The sequence below is a fragment of the Bradyrhizobium sp. CIR18 genome (genome assembly GCF_014198295.1).
Lineage (GTDB): Bacteria > Pseudomonadota > Alphaproteobacteria > Rhizobiales > Xanthobacteraceae > Bradyrhizobium.
Genome location: NZ_JACIHF010000033.1, coordinates 1 through 19,074, shown reverse-complemented (window position 1 = coordinate 19,074; position 19,074 = coordinate 1). Strand labels below are relative to the sequence as shown.

18 protein-coding genes and 1 pseudogene are annotated in these 19,074 nt (G+C 64.7%); 18 read left to right on the top strand and 1 reads right to left on the bottom strand.

Features of this window, described 5'->3' with window-relative positions:
• Nucleotides 1–236: 236 nt before the first annotated feature.
• Both mmsA and mmsB read left to right on the top strand, forming a co-directional pair.
• On the top strand, nt 237–1,814 hold the full coding sequence (mmsA, locus tag GGD65_RS39775; protein ID WP_183238741.1) for a multiple monosaccharide ABC transporter ATP-binding protein: 1,578 nt from the start codon (nt 237–239) through the stop codon (nt 1,812–1,814).
• Nucleotides 1,811–3,001 (top strand): multiple monosaccharide ABC transporter permease, encoded by a 1,191-nt coding sequence (gene mmsB, locus GGD65_RS39770; protein WP_018315912.1) that lies wholly within the window; start codon nt 1,811–1,813, stop codon nt 2,999–3,001. Before mmsA ends, mmsB begins: the two co-directional genes overlap by 4 nt.
• Before the next feature lie 99 nt (nt 3,002–3,100).
• Here mmsB and GGD65_RS39765 read toward each other — a convergent pair whose 3' ends face one another.
• Nucleotides 3,101–3,268, bottom strand: coding sequence for a hypothetical protein (locus GGD65_RS39765; protein WP_018315913.1), 168 nt, complete (start codon nt 3,266–3,268; stop codon nt 3,101–3,103).
• A gap of 173 nt (nt 3,269–3,441) precedes the next feature.
• On the opposite strand from GGD65_RS39765, the gene GGD65_RS39760 reads away from it, so the two are divergent.
• The 16 genes and pseudogenes from GGD65_RS39760 to GGD65_RS39685 all read left to right on the top strand — a co-directional run.
• Nucleotides 3,442–4,020 (top strand): cytochrome c oxidase subunit 3 family protein, encoded by a 579-nt coding sequence (locus GGD65_RS39760; protein WP_183238740.1) that lies wholly within the window; start codon nt 3,442–3,444, stop codon nt 4,018–4,020.
• Nucleotides 4,020–4,280 (top strand): cytochrome C oxidase subunit IV family protein, encoded by a 261-nt coding sequence (locus GGD65_RS39755; protein ID WP_183238742.1) that lies wholly within the window; start codon nt 4,020–4,022, stop codon nt 4,278–4,280. Before GGD65_RS39760 ends, GGD65_RS39755 begins: the two co-directional genes overlap by 1 nt.
• A gap of 114 nt (nt 4,281–4,394) precedes the next feature.
• Nucleotides 4,395–4,847 carry a cytochrome c gene (locus tag GGD65_RS39750; protein WP_018315916.1) on the top strand — a complete coding sequence of 151 codons (453 nt, stop codon included), beginning with the start codon at nt 4,395–4,397 and terminating at the stop codon, nt 4,845–4,847.
• A gap of 100 nt (nt 4,848–4,947) precedes the next feature.
• Nucleotides 4,948–6,294, top strand: coding sequence for a cbb3-type cytochrome c oxidase subunit I (locus tag GGD65_RS39745; protein WP_092256289.1), 1,347 nt, complete (start codon nt 4,948–4,950; stop codon nt 6,292–6,294).
• 65 nt (nt 6,295–6,359) lie between these two features.
• Nucleotides 6,360–7,169: a CbbQ/NirQ/NorQ/GpvN family protein gene (locus GGD65_RS39740; RefSeq protein WP_018315918.1), complete on the top strand. Its 810-nt coding sequence runs from the start codon at nt 6,360–6,362 to the stop codon at nt 7,167–7,169.
• 10 nt (nt 7,170–7,179) lie between these two features.
• Nucleotides 7,180–9,096, top strand: a complete 1,917-nt coding sequence (locus tag GGD65_RS39735) for a nitric oxide reductase activation protein NorD (RefSeq protein ID WP_183238739.1) — start codon at nt 7,180–7,182, stop codon at nt 9,094–9,096.
• A 74-nt stretch (nt 9,097–9,170) separates the two neighbouring features.
• Entirely contained in the window at nt 9,171–9,833 is a 663-nt protein-coding gene (locus tag GGD65_RS39730; RefSeq protein ID WP_092256282.1) for an HAD family hydrolase, read from the top strand.
• A gap of 7 nt (nt 9,834–9,840) precedes the next feature.
• Nucleotides 9,841–10,791, top strand: coding sequence for a sugar-binding transcriptional regulator (locus GGD65_RS39725; RefSeq protein WP_183238738.1), 951 nt, complete (start codon nt 9,841–9,843; stop codon nt 10,789–10,791).
• Nucleotides 10,792–11,118: 327 nt separating this feature from the next.
• Entirely contained in the window at nt 11,119–12,432 is a 1,314-nt protein-coding gene (locus tag GGD65_RS39720) for a sugar ABC transporter substrate-binding protein (protein WP_183238737.1), read from the top strand.
• A gap of 85 nt (nt 12,433–12,517) precedes the next feature.
• A complete protein-coding gene (locus tag GGD65_RS39715) occupies nt 12,518–13,390 on the top strand; it encodes a carbohydrate ABC transporter permease (RefSeq protein WP_183238736.1) in 873 nt (290 codons plus the stop codon).
• Between the two features lie 3 nt (nt 13,391–13,393).
• Nucleotides 13,394–14,224, top strand: a complete 831-nt coding sequence (locus GGD65_RS39710; RefSeq protein ID WP_183238735.1) for a carbohydrate ABC transporter permease — start codon at nt 13,394–13,396, stop codon at nt 14,222–14,224.
• 15 nt (nt 14,225–14,239) lie between these two features.
• Nucleotides 14,240–15,247, top strand: a complete 1,008-nt coding sequence (locus GGD65_RS39705; protein WP_183238734.1) for an ABC transporter ATP-binding protein — start codon at nt 14,240–14,242, stop codon at nt 15,245–15,247.
• Nucleotides 15,248–15,277: 30 nt separating this feature from the next.
• Nucleotides 15,278–16,051, top strand: a complete 774-nt coding sequence (locus GGD65_RS39700; RefSeq protein WP_183238733.1) for an SDR family NAD(P)-dependent oxidoreductase — start codon at nt 15,278–15,280, stop codon at nt 16,049–16,051.
• A 40-nt stretch (nt 16,052–16,091) separates the two neighbouring features.
• Entirely contained in the window at nt 16,092–17,738 is a 1,647-nt protein-coding gene (locus GGD65_RS39695) for an FGGY-family carbohydrate kinase (RefSeq protein ID WP_183238732.1), read from the top strand.
• Between the two features lie 5 nt (nt 17,739–17,743).
• Complete coding sequence (locus tag GGD65_RS39690) at nt 17,744–18,679, top strand: carbohydrate kinase (RefSeq protein ID WP_183238731.1); 936 nt, start codon at nt 17,744–17,746, stop codon at nt 18,677–18,679.
• Nucleotides 18,680–18,883: 204 nt separating this feature from the next.
• Nucleotides 18,884–19,074: pseudogene (locus GGD65_RS39685) on the top strand (IS5/IS1182 family transposase); the annotation flags it as partial.

The window sequence follows — 19,074 nt, the reverse complement described above, 5'->3', positions numbered from 1 at the left end:
GTGTGGGGGGGGCCCCCCCGCCCTAAAACCCCCGCGCGTGGGGGCGCCCCCCCCCCCCCCCCCCCCCCCCCCGGGGGGGGGGGGGGGGGGGGGGGGGGGCCCCCCCGCCTCCGCGAGCGAGGTGGCAGTGGGACTCGCGGAGACTTCCCCTCACCCGGATCGCATCTTGCGATGCGATCCGACCTCTCCCCGCAAGCGGGGAGAGGTGAACGACAGCGATCGAGGGATATGACACGATGACCGCCATGCTGGAGATGCGCAACGTCAGCAAGAGCTTTGCAGGCGTGCAGGCGCTACGCGACGTCAACTTCTCGGTTCACGCCGGGCAGATCCACGCGCTCGTCGGCGAGAACGGTGCCGGCAAGTCGACGCTGATGAAGGTGCTCAGTGGTGTCTACCCGCATGGAAGCTATGAGGGCACCATCGTCTTCGACGGCGAGGAGCGGCGCTTCCGCGACATCAACGATTCCGAGGCGCTCGGCATCATCATCATCCACCAGGAGCTGGCGCTGATCCCGCTGATGTCGATCGCGGAGAACATTTTTCTGTCGCATCCGCCTTCAAAGCTGGGCGTGATCGACCGCGACGAGGTGTACCGGCGCACACGTGAGCTGCTGGCGCAGGTCGGCCTGAAGGAATCGCCGGACACGCTGATCACCGATCTCGGCGTCGGCAAGCAGCAACTGGTCGAGATCGCCAAGGCGCTGTCCAAGCGGGTGCGGATGCTGATCCTGGACGAGCCGACCGCGAGCCTCAACGAGGCCGACAGCGCCGCGCTGCTCGAACGCCTGATGGCGTTCCGCGAGCAGGGCATCGGCTCGATCCTGATCTCGCACAAGCTCAACGAGGTCGCCAAGGTCGCCGACCACATCACCGTGCTCCGCGACGGCCGCACTGTCGACAGCATCGATTGCCGCGCCGAGCCGATTCAGGAAGACCGCATCATCCGCAGCATGGTCAATCGCGACATGGCGCACCGTTTCCCGGAGCGCAGCGTGAAGATCGGCGAGCCCGTGCTCGACGTCGCGAACTGGTCGGTCTATCATCCCATCCATCCCGAGCGGCAGGTGATCAAGAACGTCAATTTCGGCGTCAAGCGCGGCGAGGTCGTCGGCATTGCCGGGCTGATGGGCGCCGGCCGCACTGAATTCGCCATGAGCCTGTTCGGCCGCTCCTGGGGCACCCATATCAGCGGCAGCATCCGGCTCGAAGGCAGAGACATGGTGCTGCCGAGCGTCGCGGCGGCGATCGACGCCGGCCTTGCCTATGTCACCGAGGATCGCAAGCAGCTCGGCCTGATCCTGGCCGACGACGTCCGCAAGAACATCACGCTCGCCAGCCTCGACCAGGTCGCGCCAAGCCGCGTGATCGACGACATCGCCGAGCTGAAGATCGCCAGCGACTATCGCACCCGCATGCGCATCCGCTGCTCCGACGTCTACCAGGAGACCGGCCAGCTCTCCGGCGGCAACCAGCAGAAGGTGGTGCTGTCGAAATGGCTGATGACCGATCCCAAGGTCCTGATCCTGGACGAGCCGACGCGGGGCATCGACGTCGGTGCCAAATACGAGATTTACTGTATCATCAACGAGCTGGCGGAGGCCGGCCGCGGCGTCGTGGTGATCTCATCGGAGATGCCCGAGCTGCTCGGCATCTGCGACCGCATCTGCGTCATGAACGACGGCGCCTTCGTCGGCGAGTTCAGCGGAGCCGAGGCGACGCAGGAAAAGATCATGCGCGCCATCATGCGCAACGAACGAAACATTGGGAACGCCGCGCCCGCGGCCGCGGAAATGGGAGGAATGCAGCCATGACCGACAAGACGGTATCGCTGCCCGAGGAGCGCCGGCACGGCAGCTTCATCAAGAACAATTTGCGCAATTACGGCATGCTGATGTCGTTGATCGCGATCATGCTGTTCTTCCAGGTCATGACCGGCGGCACGCTGTTGCAGCCGCTCAACCTGACCAACCTGGTGCTGCAGAACAGCTACATCGTCATCATGGCGCTCGGCATGCTGCTGGTGATCGTCACCGGCCATATCGACCTGTCGGTTGGCTCGGTCGCCGGCTTCGTCGGCGCGGTGGCCGCAGTGCTGATGGTGACCTACAAGATCGACTACACGCTCGCCTTCATCGCCTGCCTGTTGCTGGGTGCGGCGATCGGCGCGGCGCAGGGCTATTGGGTGGCCTTTTTCGGCATTCCGTCCTTCATCGTGACGCTGGCGGGCATGCTGGTGTTCAAGGGCCTCGCGCTCGCGGTGCTCCAAGGGCAGTCGCTCGGCCCGTTCCCGGCGACCTTCCAGAAACTGTCCTCCGGCTTCATTCCGGAGCTGCTGCCCGAAGCCGGCACGCTGCATCCGACCTCCATGCTGATCGGTGCCGTGCTCGCGCTCGGACTCGTCTATGCCAGCGCCAAGGGCCGCTCGCGCGAGCAGTCCCATGGCATCGAGGTCGAGCCTTATGCGTTCTTCCTGGGCAAGAGCGTCCTGCTCGCTTGCGCCGTGCTCTATTTCACCTATCTGATCGCCTCGCATCGCGGCCTGCCGAACGTGCTGGTCATCATGACCGCGCTGATCGCGCTCTATGGCTTCGTCACCCGGCGCACCGTGATCGGCCGGCAGGTCTACGCGGTGGGCGGCAATGCGAAGGCGGCAAAACTGTCGGGCATCAAGACCGAACGCCTGACCTTCCTCACCTTCGTCAACATGGGCGTGCTCGCCGCGCTTGCCGGCCTCGTCTTTGCCGCGCGCCTCAACACCGCGACGCCGAAGGCGGGATTGGGCTTCGAACTCGACGTCATCGCCGCCTGCTTCATCGGCGGCGCCTCGGCCTATGGCGGAGTCGGGCGCGTCGGCGGCGCCGTGGTCGGCGCCATGATCATGGGCGTGATGAACAACGGCATGTCCATCCTCGGCATCGGCATCGACTATCAGCAGGTCATCAAGGGCCTGGTGCTGCTCGGGGCGGTGTGTATCGACGTGTATAACCAGCGGCGGTAGCCGCATTGACGGTCTGGTAGGGTGGGCAAAGGCGCGTAAGCGCCGTGCCCACCATCTTCTCTCGTGGCACTATGGTGGGCACGCTTCGCTTTGCCCACCCTACGGCAGCGGTGATTGCGTCGTGAACAGCACCGTCGCGATCGCGACGGAGAGGATTACCGCCGATACGGTTGCCACGGTCGACAGGACCCCCATTCGCCGGAGCGCGATGGCGAACACGATGATGATGGGGGTCGCGGTCATCAGCCCGATTTGTGCATCGCTCATTGCATCGCTCGCCGTTTTGCGGAACCACCGGATGCACCGACCCTATGGCGGTGAGGCGGGCGGGACGTTGCGATAGCGCAAACCTGCCTCCCGCCAGTTGCACTATTTGTCCGGCGACAAAGTTGGAATCGCGCCGGTGGGATATCTGTTCGGCGTCTTGATGCGGAAGTCAGATGTCGGCAACGGATTGCGAACAACAGGGAACCGGCTGGGGAATCCTGGAAGATCTTCCCGGCGATCCCATGATCTGGGTGCTGATCTTCAGCGAGCTCGCCGCCTTCGGCCTGTTCCTTGGCGCTTTCGTCATCGCGCGCGCGCTTCACCCGGCGGTCTTCGCGGCCGGTCAGGCCAGCCTTGATGCGCATCTGGCGGGAATCAACACCATCGTGCTCGTGACCAGTGGCTGGGCTGCCGCGCGCGGGGCGGCTGCTGCACGGGCGGGCGAAAGCCGGCGTGCACGCGGCTGGCTGTTCGGCGCCATGGCCCTTGGCGTCGTCTTCATCGCGATCAAGCTGTTCGAATATGCCGGCGAGATCGCGTTAGGAAACGGCCTGGAGACCAGCCCGTTCTTCACGCTGTACTTCCTCCTCACCGGCTTCCATCTCCTGCATGTCGGCCTCGGCATCGTGATTCTGGCCGTAGTGTCCCGGGGTGCCCGAGCGGCGGGCGTCGAGACCGGCACCGCTTTCTGGCACATGGTCGACCTGCTCTGGATCGTCATGTTTCCCATCATCTATCTGGTGCACCCGTGATTCCGGATCGTCTCGACATCACCTGGATCACGTTGATCGGCCTAGCGCTCGCGACCATTCTGGTGCCGCCGCTGGTGTCGCGCCCCTTGTTCGCCAACGCCTTGCTGCTGACGTTTGCCGCTCTCAAGGGCCGCCGTATCGTGCTCGATTTCCTCGATCTTCGCTCAGCGCCGGCACTTTGGCGCGGCCTCGTCAGCGCCTGGGTCTTCATCGTGGTGCTGTTTGCCTGGCTCGCATCAGCCGTCGTTGCCCTGATCTGACTGGCGGTTGCGCATCGTCGCGCTGCTTGCGCTTCGTCAAAGAGTACCCCCCGGCAATCGGCAATAAATCGCAGCATCGCATCTTTCTCAGGAATCAAACGGAAAGGATTGGCAATGGCTGAACGCCTGACCAAGTCGGCCGCTCGAAATGTCTTCTACGGCGGTTCGGCCTTCTTCTTCGCCATTTTCATAGGGCTGACGGCGCACAGCCATTACTACATGGCGACGACCTCGACCGACGCGAAGACGCTGACGTCGTCGGTCGCCCGCGGCAAGCATGTCTGGGAGAAGAACTCCTGCATCAACTGCCACACGCTGCTGGGCGAGGGCGCCTATTTCGCCCCAGAGGTCGGCAACGTCTGGGATCGCTGGGGCGGCAACGAGGATCCGGCCGCCGCGCGCGAGACGCTGAAGGCCTGGATGCAATCGCAGCCCTCGGGCGCAGAGGGCCGGCGGCAGATGCCGCAGTTCAACCTCACCGACCAGGAACTCAACGATCTCGCCGACTTCCTGCAATGGACCAGCACGATCAAGCGTCAGAGCTGGCCGCCGAACAAGGCCGGCTGAGCATGATCCGGAAAAGTGTGAAGCGGTTTTCCGAAGAGATCATGCTCAAACAACAAGCAAGGCGCACAGCTTTCCTCTTTCAAGACAGAGAGAACCCGAGATGAAGTACCAAACCCAGAAAGTCGCGATGCTGTATTTCTACGGCGCGCTGACCCTGTTCCTGGCCCAGGTCGTGTTCGGCCTGCTCGCCGGGACCATCTACGTCCTACCCAATACGCTGTCGACGCTGCTGCCGTTCAACATCGTCAGGATGATCCATACCAACGCGCTGATCGTATGGTCGCTGATCGGCTTCATGGGCGCGACCTACTATCTGCTCCCGGAAGAGACCGAGAACGAGCTCTACAGCCCGCTGCTGGCGAAGATCCAGTTCTGGATGTTCTTCGGCGCAGCCGGCGTCGCCGTGGTCGGCTATCTCTTCCACTACCACGAGGGCCGGGAGTTTCTCGAACAGCCCTTCATCATCAAGGTCGGCATCGTCGTCGTCTGCCTGATGTTCCTGTTCAACGTCACGATGACGGCGCTGAAGGGCCGCAAGACCACGGTCACCAACATCCTGTTGTTCGGCCTGTGGGGCGTTGCGATCTTCTTCCTGTTCGCCTTTTACAACCCGGCGAACCTTGCCGTCGACAAGATGTACTGGTGGTACGTCGTCCATCTCTGGGTCGAGGGCGTGTGGGAGCTGATCATGGCCTCCGTGCTCGCCTATCTCATGATCAAGCTTAACGGCATCGATCGTGAGGTCGTCGAGAAGTGGCTCTACGTCATCATCGGCCTTGCCCTGTTCTCGGGCATCCTCGGTACCGGCCACCATTTCTATTGGATCGGCGCGCCCGGCTACTGGCAGTGGATCGGCTCGCTGTTCTCCACGCTCGAGGTTGCGCCGTTCTTCACCATGGTGATCTTCACCGTGCAGATGACCTGGAAGGCCGGCCGCAAGCATCCGAATCGCGCTGCGCTGTTGTGGTCGGTTGGCTGCTCGGTGATGGCGTTCCTTGGTGCCGGCGTGTGGGGCTTCCTGCACACGCTGTCCTCGGTGAACTACTATACCCACGGCACGCAGGTCACCGCCGCGCACGGCCATCTCGCCTTCTTCGGCGCCTATGTGATGCTGAACCTGTCGGTGATGGCCTATGCGATCCCGCAGATCAAGGGACGCGCGCCCTATAACCAATGGCTCTCCATGACGAGCTTCTGGATCATGTGCACGGCCATGATGACCATGACTTTCGCGCTGACCTTCGCCGGCGTGGTCCAGGTTCACCTGCAGCGCGTGCTCGGCCAGGGTTACATGGACGTCCAGGACCAGCTCGCGATGTTCTACTGGGTCCGGCTCGGCTCCGGCGTGTTCGTCGCGATCTCCGCGCTGATGTTCGTCTGGGCCGTGCTGGTGCCGGGCCGCGAGAGGCAGGCGACCATTCCTGCGGCGCTGCAGCCGGCCGAGTAAACGAGAGAAAGGGCGGCCGCGGTTCGCCGCGGCCGCCCGCTTCCTGGAAAATCCGGAGAGACATCATGAAAGCTGCCCTTCACACGGTAACCTCGGCCCCCGAGCTGCCGGCCTATGTTCCATCCGGAAACGAATGCGAGCTTTTCGAGCATGCCTGGCGGCGTCGTCTGCCGGTTTTGCTCAAGGGGCCGACCGGCTGCGGCAAGACGCGCTTCGTCGCGCATATGGCGGCGCGGCTGGGCCTGCCGCTTCATACAGTCGCCTGTCATGACGACCTCACTGCCGCCGATCTCACCGGCCGTTATCTCTTGCGGGGCGGCGACACCGTGTGGACCGATGGTCCGTTGACGCGCGCCGTGCGCGAGGGCGGCATCTGCTATCTCGACGAGGTCGTGGAGGCCCGCAAGGACGTCACAGTGGTGCTGCATCCTCTGACTGACGACCGCCGTATCCTGCCGCTGGAGCGGACCGGCGAGGAGCTGGTGGCGCCGAACAGCTTCATGCTCGTGGTCTCTTACAATCCCGGCTACCAGACGCTGCTGAAGGCGCTGAAGCCATCGACGCGCCAGCGCTTCATCGCCATCGAATTCGGCTTCCTGCCGCCCGAGCAGGAGATCGCCGTCGTGTCCGCCGAAAGCGGACTGTCGCCGGAGCGCGTGCGGCCGCTGGTGGGGCTGGCTGGTCGGCTGCGCGCGCTGAAGGGCCACGACCTGGAGGAGGGCGTCTCGACCCGGCTCGTGGTCTATTGCGCGACCCTGATTGCCGCGGGCACGCCGATTGCCGATGCCGTGCTGGCCGGCATGATCGAGCCGCTGACCGACGATTCCGACGTGAAGGCGGCGCTGCTGGACGTCTCACGCGCCGTCATCGGGTGAGGCCGCGCCCATGCTCGACTTCCTCGAACTGGAGGAGACGGTCGGCCGCGCCTGGCACAGGATGGTCGGCGGCACCGCGAGCTATCCGGTTCATGATGATCACGCCGTTGCACTGACCGAGGTGCGAGGCCGGCTCGCGGTGATGTTCCGCGCGCTTGGCGGCGAGACCGGGGTGCAGATTGCAAGCGCGGGCGCGCGAAAATCAGGGCACCGTCTCGGCTGGCGGCAGCGCATCGGCCTCGGTGACGAGCGCCTCGAGCAGCCGGGCCGTGACGCGGCGACCATCTTCCTGCCCGATCGGATATCGATCTTTCCCGACCGCGCCTTGAACGCGGCGCTCTATCGCTGGCTTGCGGCATGGTTCGCAGCTGCACCGATCGAGACGATCACGGAAGCCGATCCGCTGCGGCGGGATCTTCTGGTGTTGCGCCGGGCAAGTGAGACGGCGGTCTGGGTGCTCACGCAATTCCCCGGGCTCGTCGCCGATTACACCCAACTCGCGGCAGCAACCGCCGAGGCCCGGCCTCGTCGCCCCTTGCCGCGCATCGAACAGGAAGTCGAGCAGATCGTCTTGGCCTTGCTCGGCGCCGGCAAGGCGCCTGCGGGTAGTCTGTGGCCGGCGATGATGGGAACGGGCCCGCTGCCGGACAAGGCGCCGCCGGGCTATCATTCGATCCTGCCGTGCCCGCTCTGGGGGGATTGCTGGACGCGCGAGCTCTCGCCCGCGCATGCAGGCGAGGACGAATGTGCCCCGGGCGCCGAGCCCGAGGCCCAGGACAATCGCAAGCGCTTTGCCGTCCGCGAGCGCGAGGACAATGCCAACCGCCGCGATCCCTTCGTGCTCAACCGCTTCGAGAAGATCCTCGCGATGGCCGAGATGGTCAATGTCGACCGTCCGGCCGACGACAGTGAAGACGAGGATGCGCAGAAGGCGGCCGACGATCTCGAGGAGATCACGCTCAGCCGCCGCACCGGCAAACCGGCGAGCCGGTTCAAGTTCGATCTCGACCTGCCGCCGGAGGCCCTCGATGCGTCGCGGCTGAACGCGGACCTTACCTATCCGGAATGGGATTACCGCAGCGGATCCTATCTGCCCGATCATTGCCGCGTGCTGGCGGGTGCGGCCTCCGAGCAGGGTGAGAGCTGGACCCCCGACGATGCCATGCGCCGGCACATCCGCCAGGTGCGCCGCCGCTTCGAGGTGTTGCGGCCGCGTCACGAATTGATGCGCGCCCAGCTCGACGGACACGATCTCGACCTCGACGCGCTGGTGCGCGCGCGCTGCGACCTCCGCGCCGGCAGCAGCAGCGGTCTCGATCGCATCCACGTCGCGATGCGCCCGCAAGGGCACGATCTCGCCGTCACGCTGCTCGTCGACGTCTCGCTGTCCACGGACGCCTGGGTCGATGGCTACCGCGTGCTCGACGTCGAGAAGGAGGCGCTGCTGGCGCTCGCCCACGGGATTTCGGCCTGCGGCGATCACCACAGCATCCTCACCTTCACTTCACGTCGGCGGTCCTGGGTGAGGCTCGAGACGGTCAAGGCCTTTGGTGAGCCGATGAGCGGGACGGTCGAGCGCCGCATCGGCGCGCTGAAGCCGGGCTATTACACGCGGATCGGCGCGGCGGTGCGCCACGCCGCAACCGAGCTCGCCCGCCAGCCGCAGCGCAGGAAGCTGCTGCTCGTCCTCACCGACGGCAAGCCGAACGACGTCGACCATTACGAGGGCCGCTTCGCGCTCGAAGACACCCGCAAGTCGGTGCAAGAGGCGCGCCGGCTCGGCATCGCCGCCTTCGGCGTCACGGTGGACGCAACCGCGCAATCCTATTTCCCGACCCTGTTCGGGCGCGGCGGCTATGCCATCGTCGGCAACATCAAGCGGCTGCCCGCGGCGCTGCCGGCGATCTACCGGCAGGTCGCGCACTAACAGGGGAAAGCCCGCGGCGACGCGTTCCCGCTCGAACTATTGCTCATCCGCTGGGTATATGATCGAATGGCCGGATGGACGACTTCCGGTCAAAACCCGACCTGATCATCTTCGACTGCGACGGCGTACTCGTCGACAGCGAGCTTTTGAGCTGCCAGTGTCTGTCCGAGGTGCTGGCCGAATTCGGCATTGCGCTCACTCAGACGCAGGCGCTCGAGCTTTTTCTCGGGCGCAGCACCAAGGCGATCGAGCAGCATTATCGTGATCTCGGGCAGATCGTGCCGGATGGCTTTCTGCCGCGCCTGAAGTCGCATGTGCTGGCGACGTTCGCGGGCTCACTCCGGCCGATCCCCGGCGTTGCCGCCATCATGTCCGACCTGCGAATGCCGTTTTGCGTGGCGTCGTCGAGCGACATCGACCGCGTCTCACTCTCTCTCGACGTCACGAACTTGCGGGCGCATTTCGGCGAGCGGATCTATACCGCGCAAATGGTCAGGAATGGCAAGCCGGCGCCCGATCTGTTTCTCCTTGCGGCCGAGAAGATGGGCGCGCAACCTGCGCGTACCCTGGTGATCGAGGACAGCGTCAGCGGCGTGCAGGCGGGCAAGGCGGCCGGCATGACGGTCTGGGGATTTGTCGGCGGCAACCATTATCGCGGTCGCGACGGCCGGGCTATATTGTCCGAGGCGGGGGCCGACCGGGTCTTTGCGCGCATGAGCGATTTCTGGGAGGCGTGAGGCCCGCATGGCCGCCGAGAACGACAAATCCCGACTCGACGACGCCGCGCGCGCCGGCTGGCTGTATTTCATCGCCGGTCACACCCAGGACGAGATCGCAAGGATGCTCCAGGTCTCGCGGGCGTCGGCGCAGCGGCTGGTCTCGTTGTGCCTAGCCGAGCGTCTCATCACCTTCCGGCTCGAACACCCCATCGCCGCCTGCATGGAACTTGCGGCGCGCCTGAAGGAGCGTTTCGATCTCGCTCACTGCGAGGTGGTGCCGGCCGATCCGGCGGCGCCGCAGGCTACTTCCGGCATCGCCGAACGCTGCGCCAATCTGCTCGATGCGACGCTGCGTTCGGAGACGCCGGTGATCGTCGCGCTCGGCACCGGCCGTGCAGTGCGCGCCGCAGTCGAGCGTGTCACGCCGATCGACCGGCCCAATCACCAGATCGTCTCACTGGTCGGCAACATCTCCGCCGATGGTTCGGCGAGCTTCTATGACACCGTCGGCCGGCTCGCCGACCGCACCGGTGCGCGGCACTATCCGATGCCGCTGCCGTTCCTGATGTCGTCGGAGGACGAGCGCAACAAAATGGTCCGCATCGAGCCGATCGCCAAGGTGAAGGCGGTCGCGGCCAAGGCGGACTTGCGCCTCGTCGGCATCGGCCAGATGGACCAGAAGGCGCAGGTGCATGTCGACGGCTTCGTCACCCGTGACGAATTGTTCGAGATGATGCGGCTGGGTGCCATCGGCGAGATCACCGGCTGGGCCTATGATTCCAAGGGCCGCCTGCTCAAGGCCGGCACCAACAAGCGCCTCACCAGCATCCCGCCCGAAGTGCCGGCGAAGGCCACCACCATCGCCGCCGCGGTCGGTGCCGCCAAGGTGCCGGCGATCGCGGCAGCGCTGAACGGCGGCCTAATCAACGGGCTGATTACCGACGAAACGACCGCGCAGGCGATTTTGGAGCGGTAGGGCGAACTGGCGCGGCTGCGGGACTTGGCTCCCTCTCCCGCTTGCGGGAGAGGGGTGGGGAGAGGGTCTTTCCGCTGGGAAGACTCCCCAAGAGGTGAAAGCCCTCACCCGTATCGCATCTTCGATGCGATCCGACCTCTCCCGCAAGCGGGAGAGATGGAGCAAGCCGCGCCATCCTCTTCCATTCGCTCGCAACCCCTTCCGCACCGCAGCACTCATAAGTTGCGCAAACGGCTCTGCGCCTGCTTGACAATCCTCCTTCCTTGCGTTGAACATACGCCCAACGCGTGGGCATATGCTCAAAACGCGAGTTTGAGGGAGGTCACCGTGAAACATGTCTTGGGCGCCGTCTGTGGCGCGTCTGTTCTGTTGCTGGCCGTCCCCGCGATGGCCGAAACGACCCTGACGATCGCCACCGTCAACAATGGCGACATGATCCGCATGCAGGGGCTGACGGCTGAATTCACCAAGAAGTACCCCGATATCACCGTGAAATGGGTGACGTTGGAGGAGAACGTGCTGCGCCAGCGCGTCACCACCGACATCGCCACCAAGGGCGGTCAGTTCGACGTCCTCACCATCGGCACCTATGAGGTGCCGATCTGGGCCAAGAAGGGCTGGCTGGTGCCGCTCGCCAATCTCGGCGGCGATTACGACGTCGCCGACCTCCTGCCCAAGATCAAGGATGCGGTTTCCGTCGACGGCAAGCTCTATGCCGCGCCATTCTACGGCGAAAGCTCGATGGTGATGTATCGCACCGATCTGTTCGAGAAGGCCGGCCTGAAGATGCCGGAAAAGCCGACCTGGGATTTCGTGATCGACGCCGCCAAGAAGCTGACCGACAAGAGCGCCGGCACCTACGGCATCTGCCTGCGCGGCAAGGCCGGCTGGGGCGAGAACATGGCGTTCCTCTCGGCCATGGCCAATTCCTACGGTGCGCGCTGGTTCGATGAGAAGTGGGAACCGCAGTTCAACACGCCGGAATGGAAGACGACGCTCACGACCTATGTCAATCTGATGAAGGAAGCCGGCCCTCCCGGCGCGAGTTCCAACGGCTTCAACGAGAACCTGGCGCTGTTCAACGCCGGCAAATGCGCGATGTGGATCGACGCCACGGTGGCGGCGTCCTTCGTCACCAATCCGAAGGATTCCAAGGTCGCCGACAAGGTCGGTTTCGCGCTCGCGCCCAACACCGGGCTCGGCAAGAACGCCAACTGGCTGTGGGCCTGGAATCTCGCGATCCCTGCCGGCTCCAAGAAGATGGAAGCCGCCGAGAAGTTCATCGCCTGGGCGACGAGCAAGGACTACACCAAGCTCGTGGCATCGAAGGAGGGCTGGGCCAATGTGCCGCCAGGCACGCGCACCTCGCTTTACAAGAATGATGAATATCTGAAGGTCGCCCCGTTCGCCAAGCTGACGCTGGCCTCGATCGACGCGGCCGATCCGAACAAGCCGACGGTGAAGCCGGTGCCTTATGTCGGCGTGCAATACGCTGCGATCCCCGAATTCCAGGGCATCGGCACCCAGGTCGGCCAGCAATTCTCCGCCGCGCTTGCGGGCTCGATGACCGTCGACGCCGCGCTCGCCGCGGCGCAATCGGCAACCGAGCGCGAGATGAAGCGCGCCGGCTACATCAAGTGAACCCGAGCTCTTCCTCCTGAGCTCAGACTAGCGGCCATCCAGCGTCATGGATGGCCGCCTTCTTCCCGCCAGCGGAGAAGCGTTGATGGCAACCCGGCAGACGCAGACCCTTGCGCGCTCGCTCCTGACGCCGGCCGTCGGGCTGCTGTTCATCTGGATGATCGTCCCGCTGGCGCTGACGATCTATTTCTCGACGCTGCATTACAGCCTGCTCGATCCCGGCTCGGAATCATTCATCGGGCTAGAGAACTTCCGCTACTTCCTCACCGATCCCGCCTTCCTGGCCTCGCTCCAGAACACGCTGGTGCTGGTCGGCTCGATACTGGCGCTGACGATCCTGCTCGGGATTCCGCTGGCACTGCTGATGGACCAGCCGGTGATCGGACGCAATTTCGTGCGGCTGATGGTGATCGCGCCGTTCTTCGTGATGCCGACGGTGAGCGCACTGGTCTGGAAGAATTTGCTGATGCATCCGGTGTCCGGCCTGTTCGCCTGGCTCGCCTCGCTGTTCCATCTGACGCCGATCGACTGGTTCAACGACGTGCCGCTGTTTGCCGTCATCCTGATCGTGACGTGGCAATGGCTGCCCTTCGCGACGCTGATCCTGCTGACCGCGCTGCAATCGCTCGACGAGGAGCAGAAGGAGGCCGCCGAGATGGACGGCGCCAGCGCCGTCTCGACCTTCATCTACATCACGCTGCCGCACTTGGCGCGGCCCATCACCGTGGTGATCCTGATCGAGACGATCTTCCTGCTCACGGTCTTTGCGGAAATTTATGTCACCACGGGCGGTGGCCCGGGCCTGCAAACCACCAACATCGCCTTCCTGATCTATGCGCAGGCGCTGATCCAGTTCGACGTCGGCAGCGCCTCCGCGGGCGGCCTCGTTGCTGTCGTGATCGCCAACGTCGTCGCCTTCTTCCTCGTCCGCATCGTCGGCCGCAATCTGGAGGCATGAAGCATGGCACGGATGGCGACGACGCGGCGGGTAGTGGTCTCGACAATAGGGGCGTGGTTCTTCGGCTTCCTGATCTTCTTCCCGATCCTCTGGATGGTGCTGGCGAGCTTCAAGACCGAGCTGGAGGCCTTCGCCATCCCGCCATCCTTCCTGTTCTTCCACTGGACCACCGAAAACTATGCGACCGTGCAGGAGCGCAGCGACTATTTCCACCACGCCATGAACTCGGTCATCATCGCAGGCGGCTCGACGCTGATTGCCCTTCTGATCGCGATCCCCGCCGCCTGGTCGATGGCGTTCTCGCCGACCAAGCGCACCAAGGACATCCTGCTCTGGATGCTCTCGACCAAGATGATGCCGCCGGTCGGCGTGCTGGTGCCGATCTACCTGATCTACAAGACCTTCGGCCTGCTCGATTCCCGCATTGGCCTCGTCTTCATCCTGTGTCTCGGAAACTTGCCGATCGTGATCTGGATGCTGTTCACCTATTTCAAGGAGATCCCGCGCGACATCCTTGAAGCCGCGCGCATGGACGGCGCCACCATCGGTCGCGAACTCGTCTATGTCTTGACGCCGATGGCGATCCCGGGCCTGGCCTCGACCATGCTGCTCAATTTGATCCTGGCCTGGAACGAGGCGTTCTGGACGCTCAATCTGTCGACGTCGAACGCTGCGCCGCTCACCACGTTCATCGCCTCCTATTCGAGCCCGGAAGGGCTGTTCTGGGCAAAGCTGTCGGCGGCCTCGACGCTGGCGATCGCGCCCATTCTCGTCCTCGGTTGGTTCAGCCAGAAGCAGCTCGTGCGCGGGCTCACCTTCGGCGCGGTGAAGTAGAAGGGCTGCCGGATCATGGGTCAGATCACACTTCAGGGCGTGCAGAAATCCTTCGGCCCGGTGCACATCATCAAGGGCGCCGACCTCGACATCGCCGACGGCTCCTTCGTGGTGTTCGTGGGCCCCTCCGGCTGCGGCAAGACCACGCTCTTGCGGCTTATCGCCGGGCTCGAAGACGTCTCTGGCGGCAAGATCCTGATCGACGGCAAGAACGTCGTCGATACGCCGCCGGCCAAGCGCGGTCTCTCGATGGTGTTCCAGTCCTACGCGCTCTATCCGCATATGAGCGTGCGCGGCAATATCGGCTTCGGCCTGAAGATGGCGGGCCTCGCCAAGGACGAGATCAACCGCAAGGTCGAGGCGGCCGCCGCGACGCTGAACCTCACGCCCTATCTCGACCGCAAGCCGCGCGAGCTTTCCGGCGGCCAGCGCCAGCGCGTCGCGATCGGCCGCGCCATCGTGCGCGAGCCCAAGGCCTTCCTGTTCGACGAGCCGCTCTCCAACCTCGATGCGGCGCTGCGCGTGCAGATGCGCATCGAGGTGACACGGCTGCAGAAGCAGCTTGGCACCACCGCGATCTATGTCACCCACGACCAGGTCGAAGCCATGACCATGGCCGACAAGATCGTCGTGCTCAACGGCGGCAAGATCGAGCAATATGGCTCGCCGCTGGAGCTTTACGAGCGGCCGGCCAATCTCTTCGTCGCCGGTTTCATAGGTTCGCCCAAGATGAATTTCGTCACCGGTGAGATCGCGTTGCAACGTGGTGCGGCCACCATCGGCGTCCGGCCGGAGCACCTCAAGATTGACCGCGATGGCACCGGAGGCTGGCAGGGGACCATCGCGGTGGCCGAGCATCTTGGCAGCGACACCTTCCTTTACGTCGATGCCGGTCCGCTCGGCATGCTGACGGCGCGCTACATCGGCGAGCTGAGCCTGCATGCCGGCGACCGCGTGTCCCTGGTGCCGGACCCCGCGCGCATCCATCGCTTCGACGACGGCGGCAACGCGCTTCGGAACTGACAAGAAAACGGCAAGAAACGGAAAGCCACCATGTACCTGGAAAAATTCAAGCTGAACGGCAAGACCGCGTTCATCACTGGCGGCGGGCAGGGCATTGGCCTTGGCTGCGCGGAAGCGCTGGCCGAAGCCGGCGCCAGGGTCATCATCGGCGACCGCGACAGCAAGGTCGCCGACAGCGCCAAGGCCAGCCTGAAGGCGAAGGGCTTTGACGTGGAGACCGCGATCATGGACGTGACCGACACCAAGCGCGTGGCGGAGGTCGCGAACGACCTCGTCGCCCGCCACGGCAAGGTCGACATCCTCGTCAACAATGCCGGCATCGCCCGCAGCGAAACCCCGGCGGAGACCGTTACCGACGAGCACTGGCTCAACGTCATCGACGTCAATCTCAACGGCACCTTCTGGTGCTGCCGCGAATTCGGCAAGCACATGCTCAAGGCCGGGAGCGGCGCCATCGTCAATGTCGGCTCGATGTCCGGCTTCATCGTCAACAAGCCGCAGGAACAGTGCTTCTACAATGCCTCCAAGGCGGGGGTGCATCATCTGACCAAATCGCTGGCCGCCGAATGGGCCGCGCGCGGCATCCGCGTCAATGCGGTGGCGCCGACCTATATCGAGACCCCGCTCAACGCCTTCGTGAAGAGCAACGCCAAGATGTATGACGCCTGGATCGGCGGAACCCCGATGGCACGGATGGGGCAGGTCGAGGAGATCGCCTCGGTCGTATTGTTCCTGAGCTCCGAAGCGGCGAGCCTGATGACCGGCAGCATCGTGCTAGTGGATGGCGGCTATACTTGCTGGTAGGTTCACCGTCAAAGCTGACGGAAAGCGACCGGGAGCGACAATGCCGCGAGCGTATATCGGCGTCGACGTGGGGACCACCAGCACGCGAGCCGGAGTGTTTGACGAGGCCGGCACGCTTTTAGCCACCGCCCGGCATCCGATCCGCATCTGGCACGAGGCCGGAGATATCGTCGAACAGTCGTCCCAGGACATCTGGGAGGCCTGCGCGACATCGGTGCGGGCCGCGATGGCGGAAGCCGCCATCGCGCCCGACAGTGTCGGCGGCATCGGCTTTGACGCGACCTGTTCGCTGGTTGTCCTCGACAGGCAGGGCGAGCCGCTCACGGTCAGTGCATCCGGCGACAAGCAACGCAATGTCATCGTCTGGATGGATCATCGCGCCATCGCCGAGGCGCGGCTGATCAACGAGACTGAGGACGCCGTGCTGCGCTATGTCGGCGGCTCGATCTCGCCCGAGATGGAGATGCCGAAGCTATTATGGCTGAAGCGGCACCTGCGCGCGAGCTTCGACGCCGCCGGACACTTCTTCGACCTCGCGGATTATCTGACCTGGCGCGCGACGGGATCGCTCCAGCGCTCGACCTGCACCGTCACCTGCAAATGGAACTATCTCGCCCATGACGGCGGCGGCTGGAGCGCGCAATTCTTCAAGCGCATCGGCCTGTCCGACTTCGTCAACGAGAAATACGCCCGCATCGGCACCGAGATCGTCGCCCCCGGCACGTGGCTCGGCGCGGGGCTCACCGCCACGGCCGCTGCCGAACTCGGCTTGTCGCCGGGCATACCGGTCGGCGCGTCGCTGATCGATGCGCATGCCGGCGGCATCGGTGCGATCGGCGGCCGCGACGGATCGGGCGGGGCGAGCGATGTCAGTGACCGGCTTGCCTACATCATGGGAACGTCGGCCTGCATCATGGCGACGACGACCGAGCCGTGCTTCGTCCCCGGCGTGTGGGGGCCTTATTACTCCGGCATGGTTCCTGATTTCTGGCTCAACGAGGGCGGCCAGTCGGCCGCGGGAGCGGCAATCGACCATCTCCTCAAATCGCATCCCGGCCATACCGAGGCGAGCGCGGCGGCGCGCAGCGGGGGTCTCGACCTCATCGACTTCCTCGAGCGCCGTATCATCGCACGCGCAGGCAGCGCCAGCCGTGCCGCGCTGCTCGCCCGCGACATCCATGTTTTGCCCGAATTTATCGGCAACCGCTCGCCCTACGCCGACCCCGATACGCGCGCGGTGATCGCGGGCCTCGATCTCGACACCGACATCGCCGCGATGGAGCGGCTGTTCGTCGCCGGCCTGTGCGGACTCGCTTATGGGCTCGCCGAGGTGATCGAGGCATTTGCCGCGCATGGCGTTCGCTCCAGCATCATGATCATGGGGGGCGGTGCGAGCCGCAGCCCGCTGGTGCGGCAGATCATGGCGGATACGACCGGCCTCACCGTCGCACTGCCGCAGACCAGGGAGCCGGTGCTGTTGGGGGCTGCGATGCTGGGAGCGGTGGCCGGCGGCGCCTATGCCTCGATCGGCGAGACCATGGCAAAAATGTCGGCGCTGGGACGGAAGAGCGAGCCGACTGCGCCCGACATGGCCGCGTTTCACGCCCGCAAGCGCGAGGTCTATAAGCTCCTGCGCGACGTCGATCGCGGCAGCCGCGCGGCGATGGCCGACATCGCGAGAGGTTGAAGGACATGCTGATTGCCTGCGGCGATGCGCTGATCGATTTCGTGCCGACGGGAAATGCGCAAGGACGCGAGGCGGTGATGCCGGCGGTCGGCGGCTCCTGTCTCAACGTCGCCATCGGCATGGCCCGGCTGGGCGCACCCACTGGATTCGTCGGCGGCATCTCGACCGATTTGTTCGGGCGGATGATTGCAGATCATGCGGCGGCCTCCAACGTCGACCTCAATCTCGCCACCCGCAGTGATCACCAGACCACGCTCGCTTTCGTCCGCATCGTCGCGGGCGAATCGCATTATGCCTTCTACGACGCCGGAACCGCGACGCGGAACTGGACCTACCGGCGCGGGACGATTCCGTTCGCGCATGTGGATGCCGTTCATGTCGGCTCGACCACACTCGTCAACGACCAGGGCGCGGCCGAGACGACAGCGCTGATCGCGGACGCGCGGGCGTCGTCGACGATCTCGTTCGATCCGAACTGTCGGCCCAATCTGGTCAAGGACAAGCCGGCTTACCTGGCGCGCATGGCCGAGTTCACTGGCTGTGCCGATCTCATCAAGATGTCCGACGTCGACTTCGCCTATCTCTTCGGCGACGAGCCTTACGAGCAGCGGGCGGAGGCGCTGCTCGGGCAGGGCACGCGCCTCGTCGTCATCACCCGCGGCAACAACGGCGCGATCGCATGGCACGCGGGGGCAGGGCAGATCGAGGTCGCCGCGCCCAAAGTCGAAGTCGCCGACACGATCGGCGCGGGCGACAGTTTTCAGGCGGCGCTGCTCTTTGCCCTGCACAAGCAGGGGAGGCTCGCCCGGCAGCAACTGAAATCCATCGGTGGGGACGAGCTCCGCCGGGCCCTGTCCTTTGCCGCCAATTGCGCCGGCCTGACCTGCACCCGCCCGGGCGCCGATCCGCCCTGGAGCCATGAGATCAATTGGAGCTGGTAGCCCGTTTTTCCCTTCTCCCCTTGTGGGAGAAGGTGGCGCGAAGCGCCGGATGAGGGGTATGCACCCACGAGCGCGAGAGCTTCGTTGGCCGCGCGAGACCCCTCACCCGTCTCGCCGCTTCGCGGCGATCCACCCTCTCCCACAAGGGGCCTGTTGCGTAATCCGCCAGTTGTGATTCCCTAGGGCAAAGCCTTGGAGGTATCGATGGCGGTGAAGCGGACAGGACAGCCGAGCTTTGTAGAAGCGCTGATGCCGAAGGGCGCCGGCGCCAATGCGGCGCTGGATCGGTTGGCTGGCCTAGTCAAGTGGTACCGGTTCGAGAAGCTGATCGGCCATTTGCGGGATGAAGGGAGCCCCGGTCGTCCAGGCTATCCGGTGCTTGTGCTGTTTCGCGC

Bases quoted from the DNA above. Each gene is read 5' to 3' on its own strand.
- GGD65_RS39745 (WP_092256289.1), top strand. From the start codon at position 4,948: ATGAAGTACCAAACCCAGAAAGTCGCGATGCTGTATTTCTACGGCGCG.
- GGD65_RS39700 (WP_183238733.1), top strand. From the start codon at position 15,278: ATGTACCTGGAAAAATTCAAGCTGAACGGCAAGACCGCGTTCATCACT.
- mmsA (WP_183238741.1), top strand. From the start codon at position 237: ATGACCGCCATGCTGGAGATGCGCAACGTCAGCAAGAGCTTTGCAGGC.
- mmsB (WP_018315912.1), top strand. From the start codon at position 1,811: ATGACCGACAAGACGGTATCGCTGCCCGAGGAGCGCCGGCACGGCAGC.
- GGD65_RS39710 (WP_183238735.1), top strand. From the start codon at position 13,394: ATGGCACGGATGGCGACGACGCGGCGGGTAGTGGTCTCGACAATAGGG.
- GGD65_RS39695 (WP_183238732.1), top strand. From the start codon at position 16,092: ATGCCGCGAGCGTATATCGGCGTCGACGTGGGGACCACCAGCACGCGA.
- GGD65_RS39765 (WP_018315913.1), bottom strand. From the start codon at position 3,268: ATGAGCGATGCACAAATCGGGCTGATGACCGCGACCCCCATCATCATC.
- GGD65_RS39750 (WP_018315916.1), top strand. From the start codon at position 4,395: ATGGCTGAACGCCTGACCAAGTCGGCCGCTCGAAATGTCTTCTACGGC.
- GGD65_RS39705 (WP_183238734.1), top strand. From the start codon at position 14,240: ATGGGTCAGATCACACTTCAGGGCGTGCAGAAATCCTTCGGCCCGGTG.
- GGD65_RS39715 (WP_183238736.1), top strand. From the start codon at position 12,518: ATGGCAACCCGGCAGACGCAGACCCTTGCGCGCTCGCTCCTGACGCCG.
- GGD65_RS39735 (WP_183238739.1), top strand. From the start codon at position 7,180: ATGCTCGACTTCCTCGAACTGGAGGAGACGGTCGGCCGCGCCTGGCAC.
- GGD65_RS39760 (WP_183238740.1), top strand. From the start codon at position 3,442: ATGTCGGCAACGGATTGCGAACAACAGGGAACCGGCTGGGGAATCCTG.
- GGD65_RS39725 (WP_183238738.1), top strand. From the start codon at position 9,841: ATGGCCGCCGAGAACGACAAATCCCGACTCGACGACGCCGCGCGCGCC.
- GGD65_RS39740 (WP_018315918.1), top strand. From the start codon at position 6,360: ATGAAAGCTGCCCTTCACACGGTAACCTCGGCCCCCGAGCTGCCGGCC.
- GGD65_RS39730 (WP_092256282.1), top strand. From the start codon at position 9,171: ATGGACGACTTCCGGTCAAAACCCGACCTGATCATCTTCGACTGCGAC.
- GGD65_RS39690 (WP_183238731.1), top strand. From the start codon at position 17,744: ATGCTGATTGCCTGCGGCGATGCGCTGATCGATTTCGTGCCGACGGGA.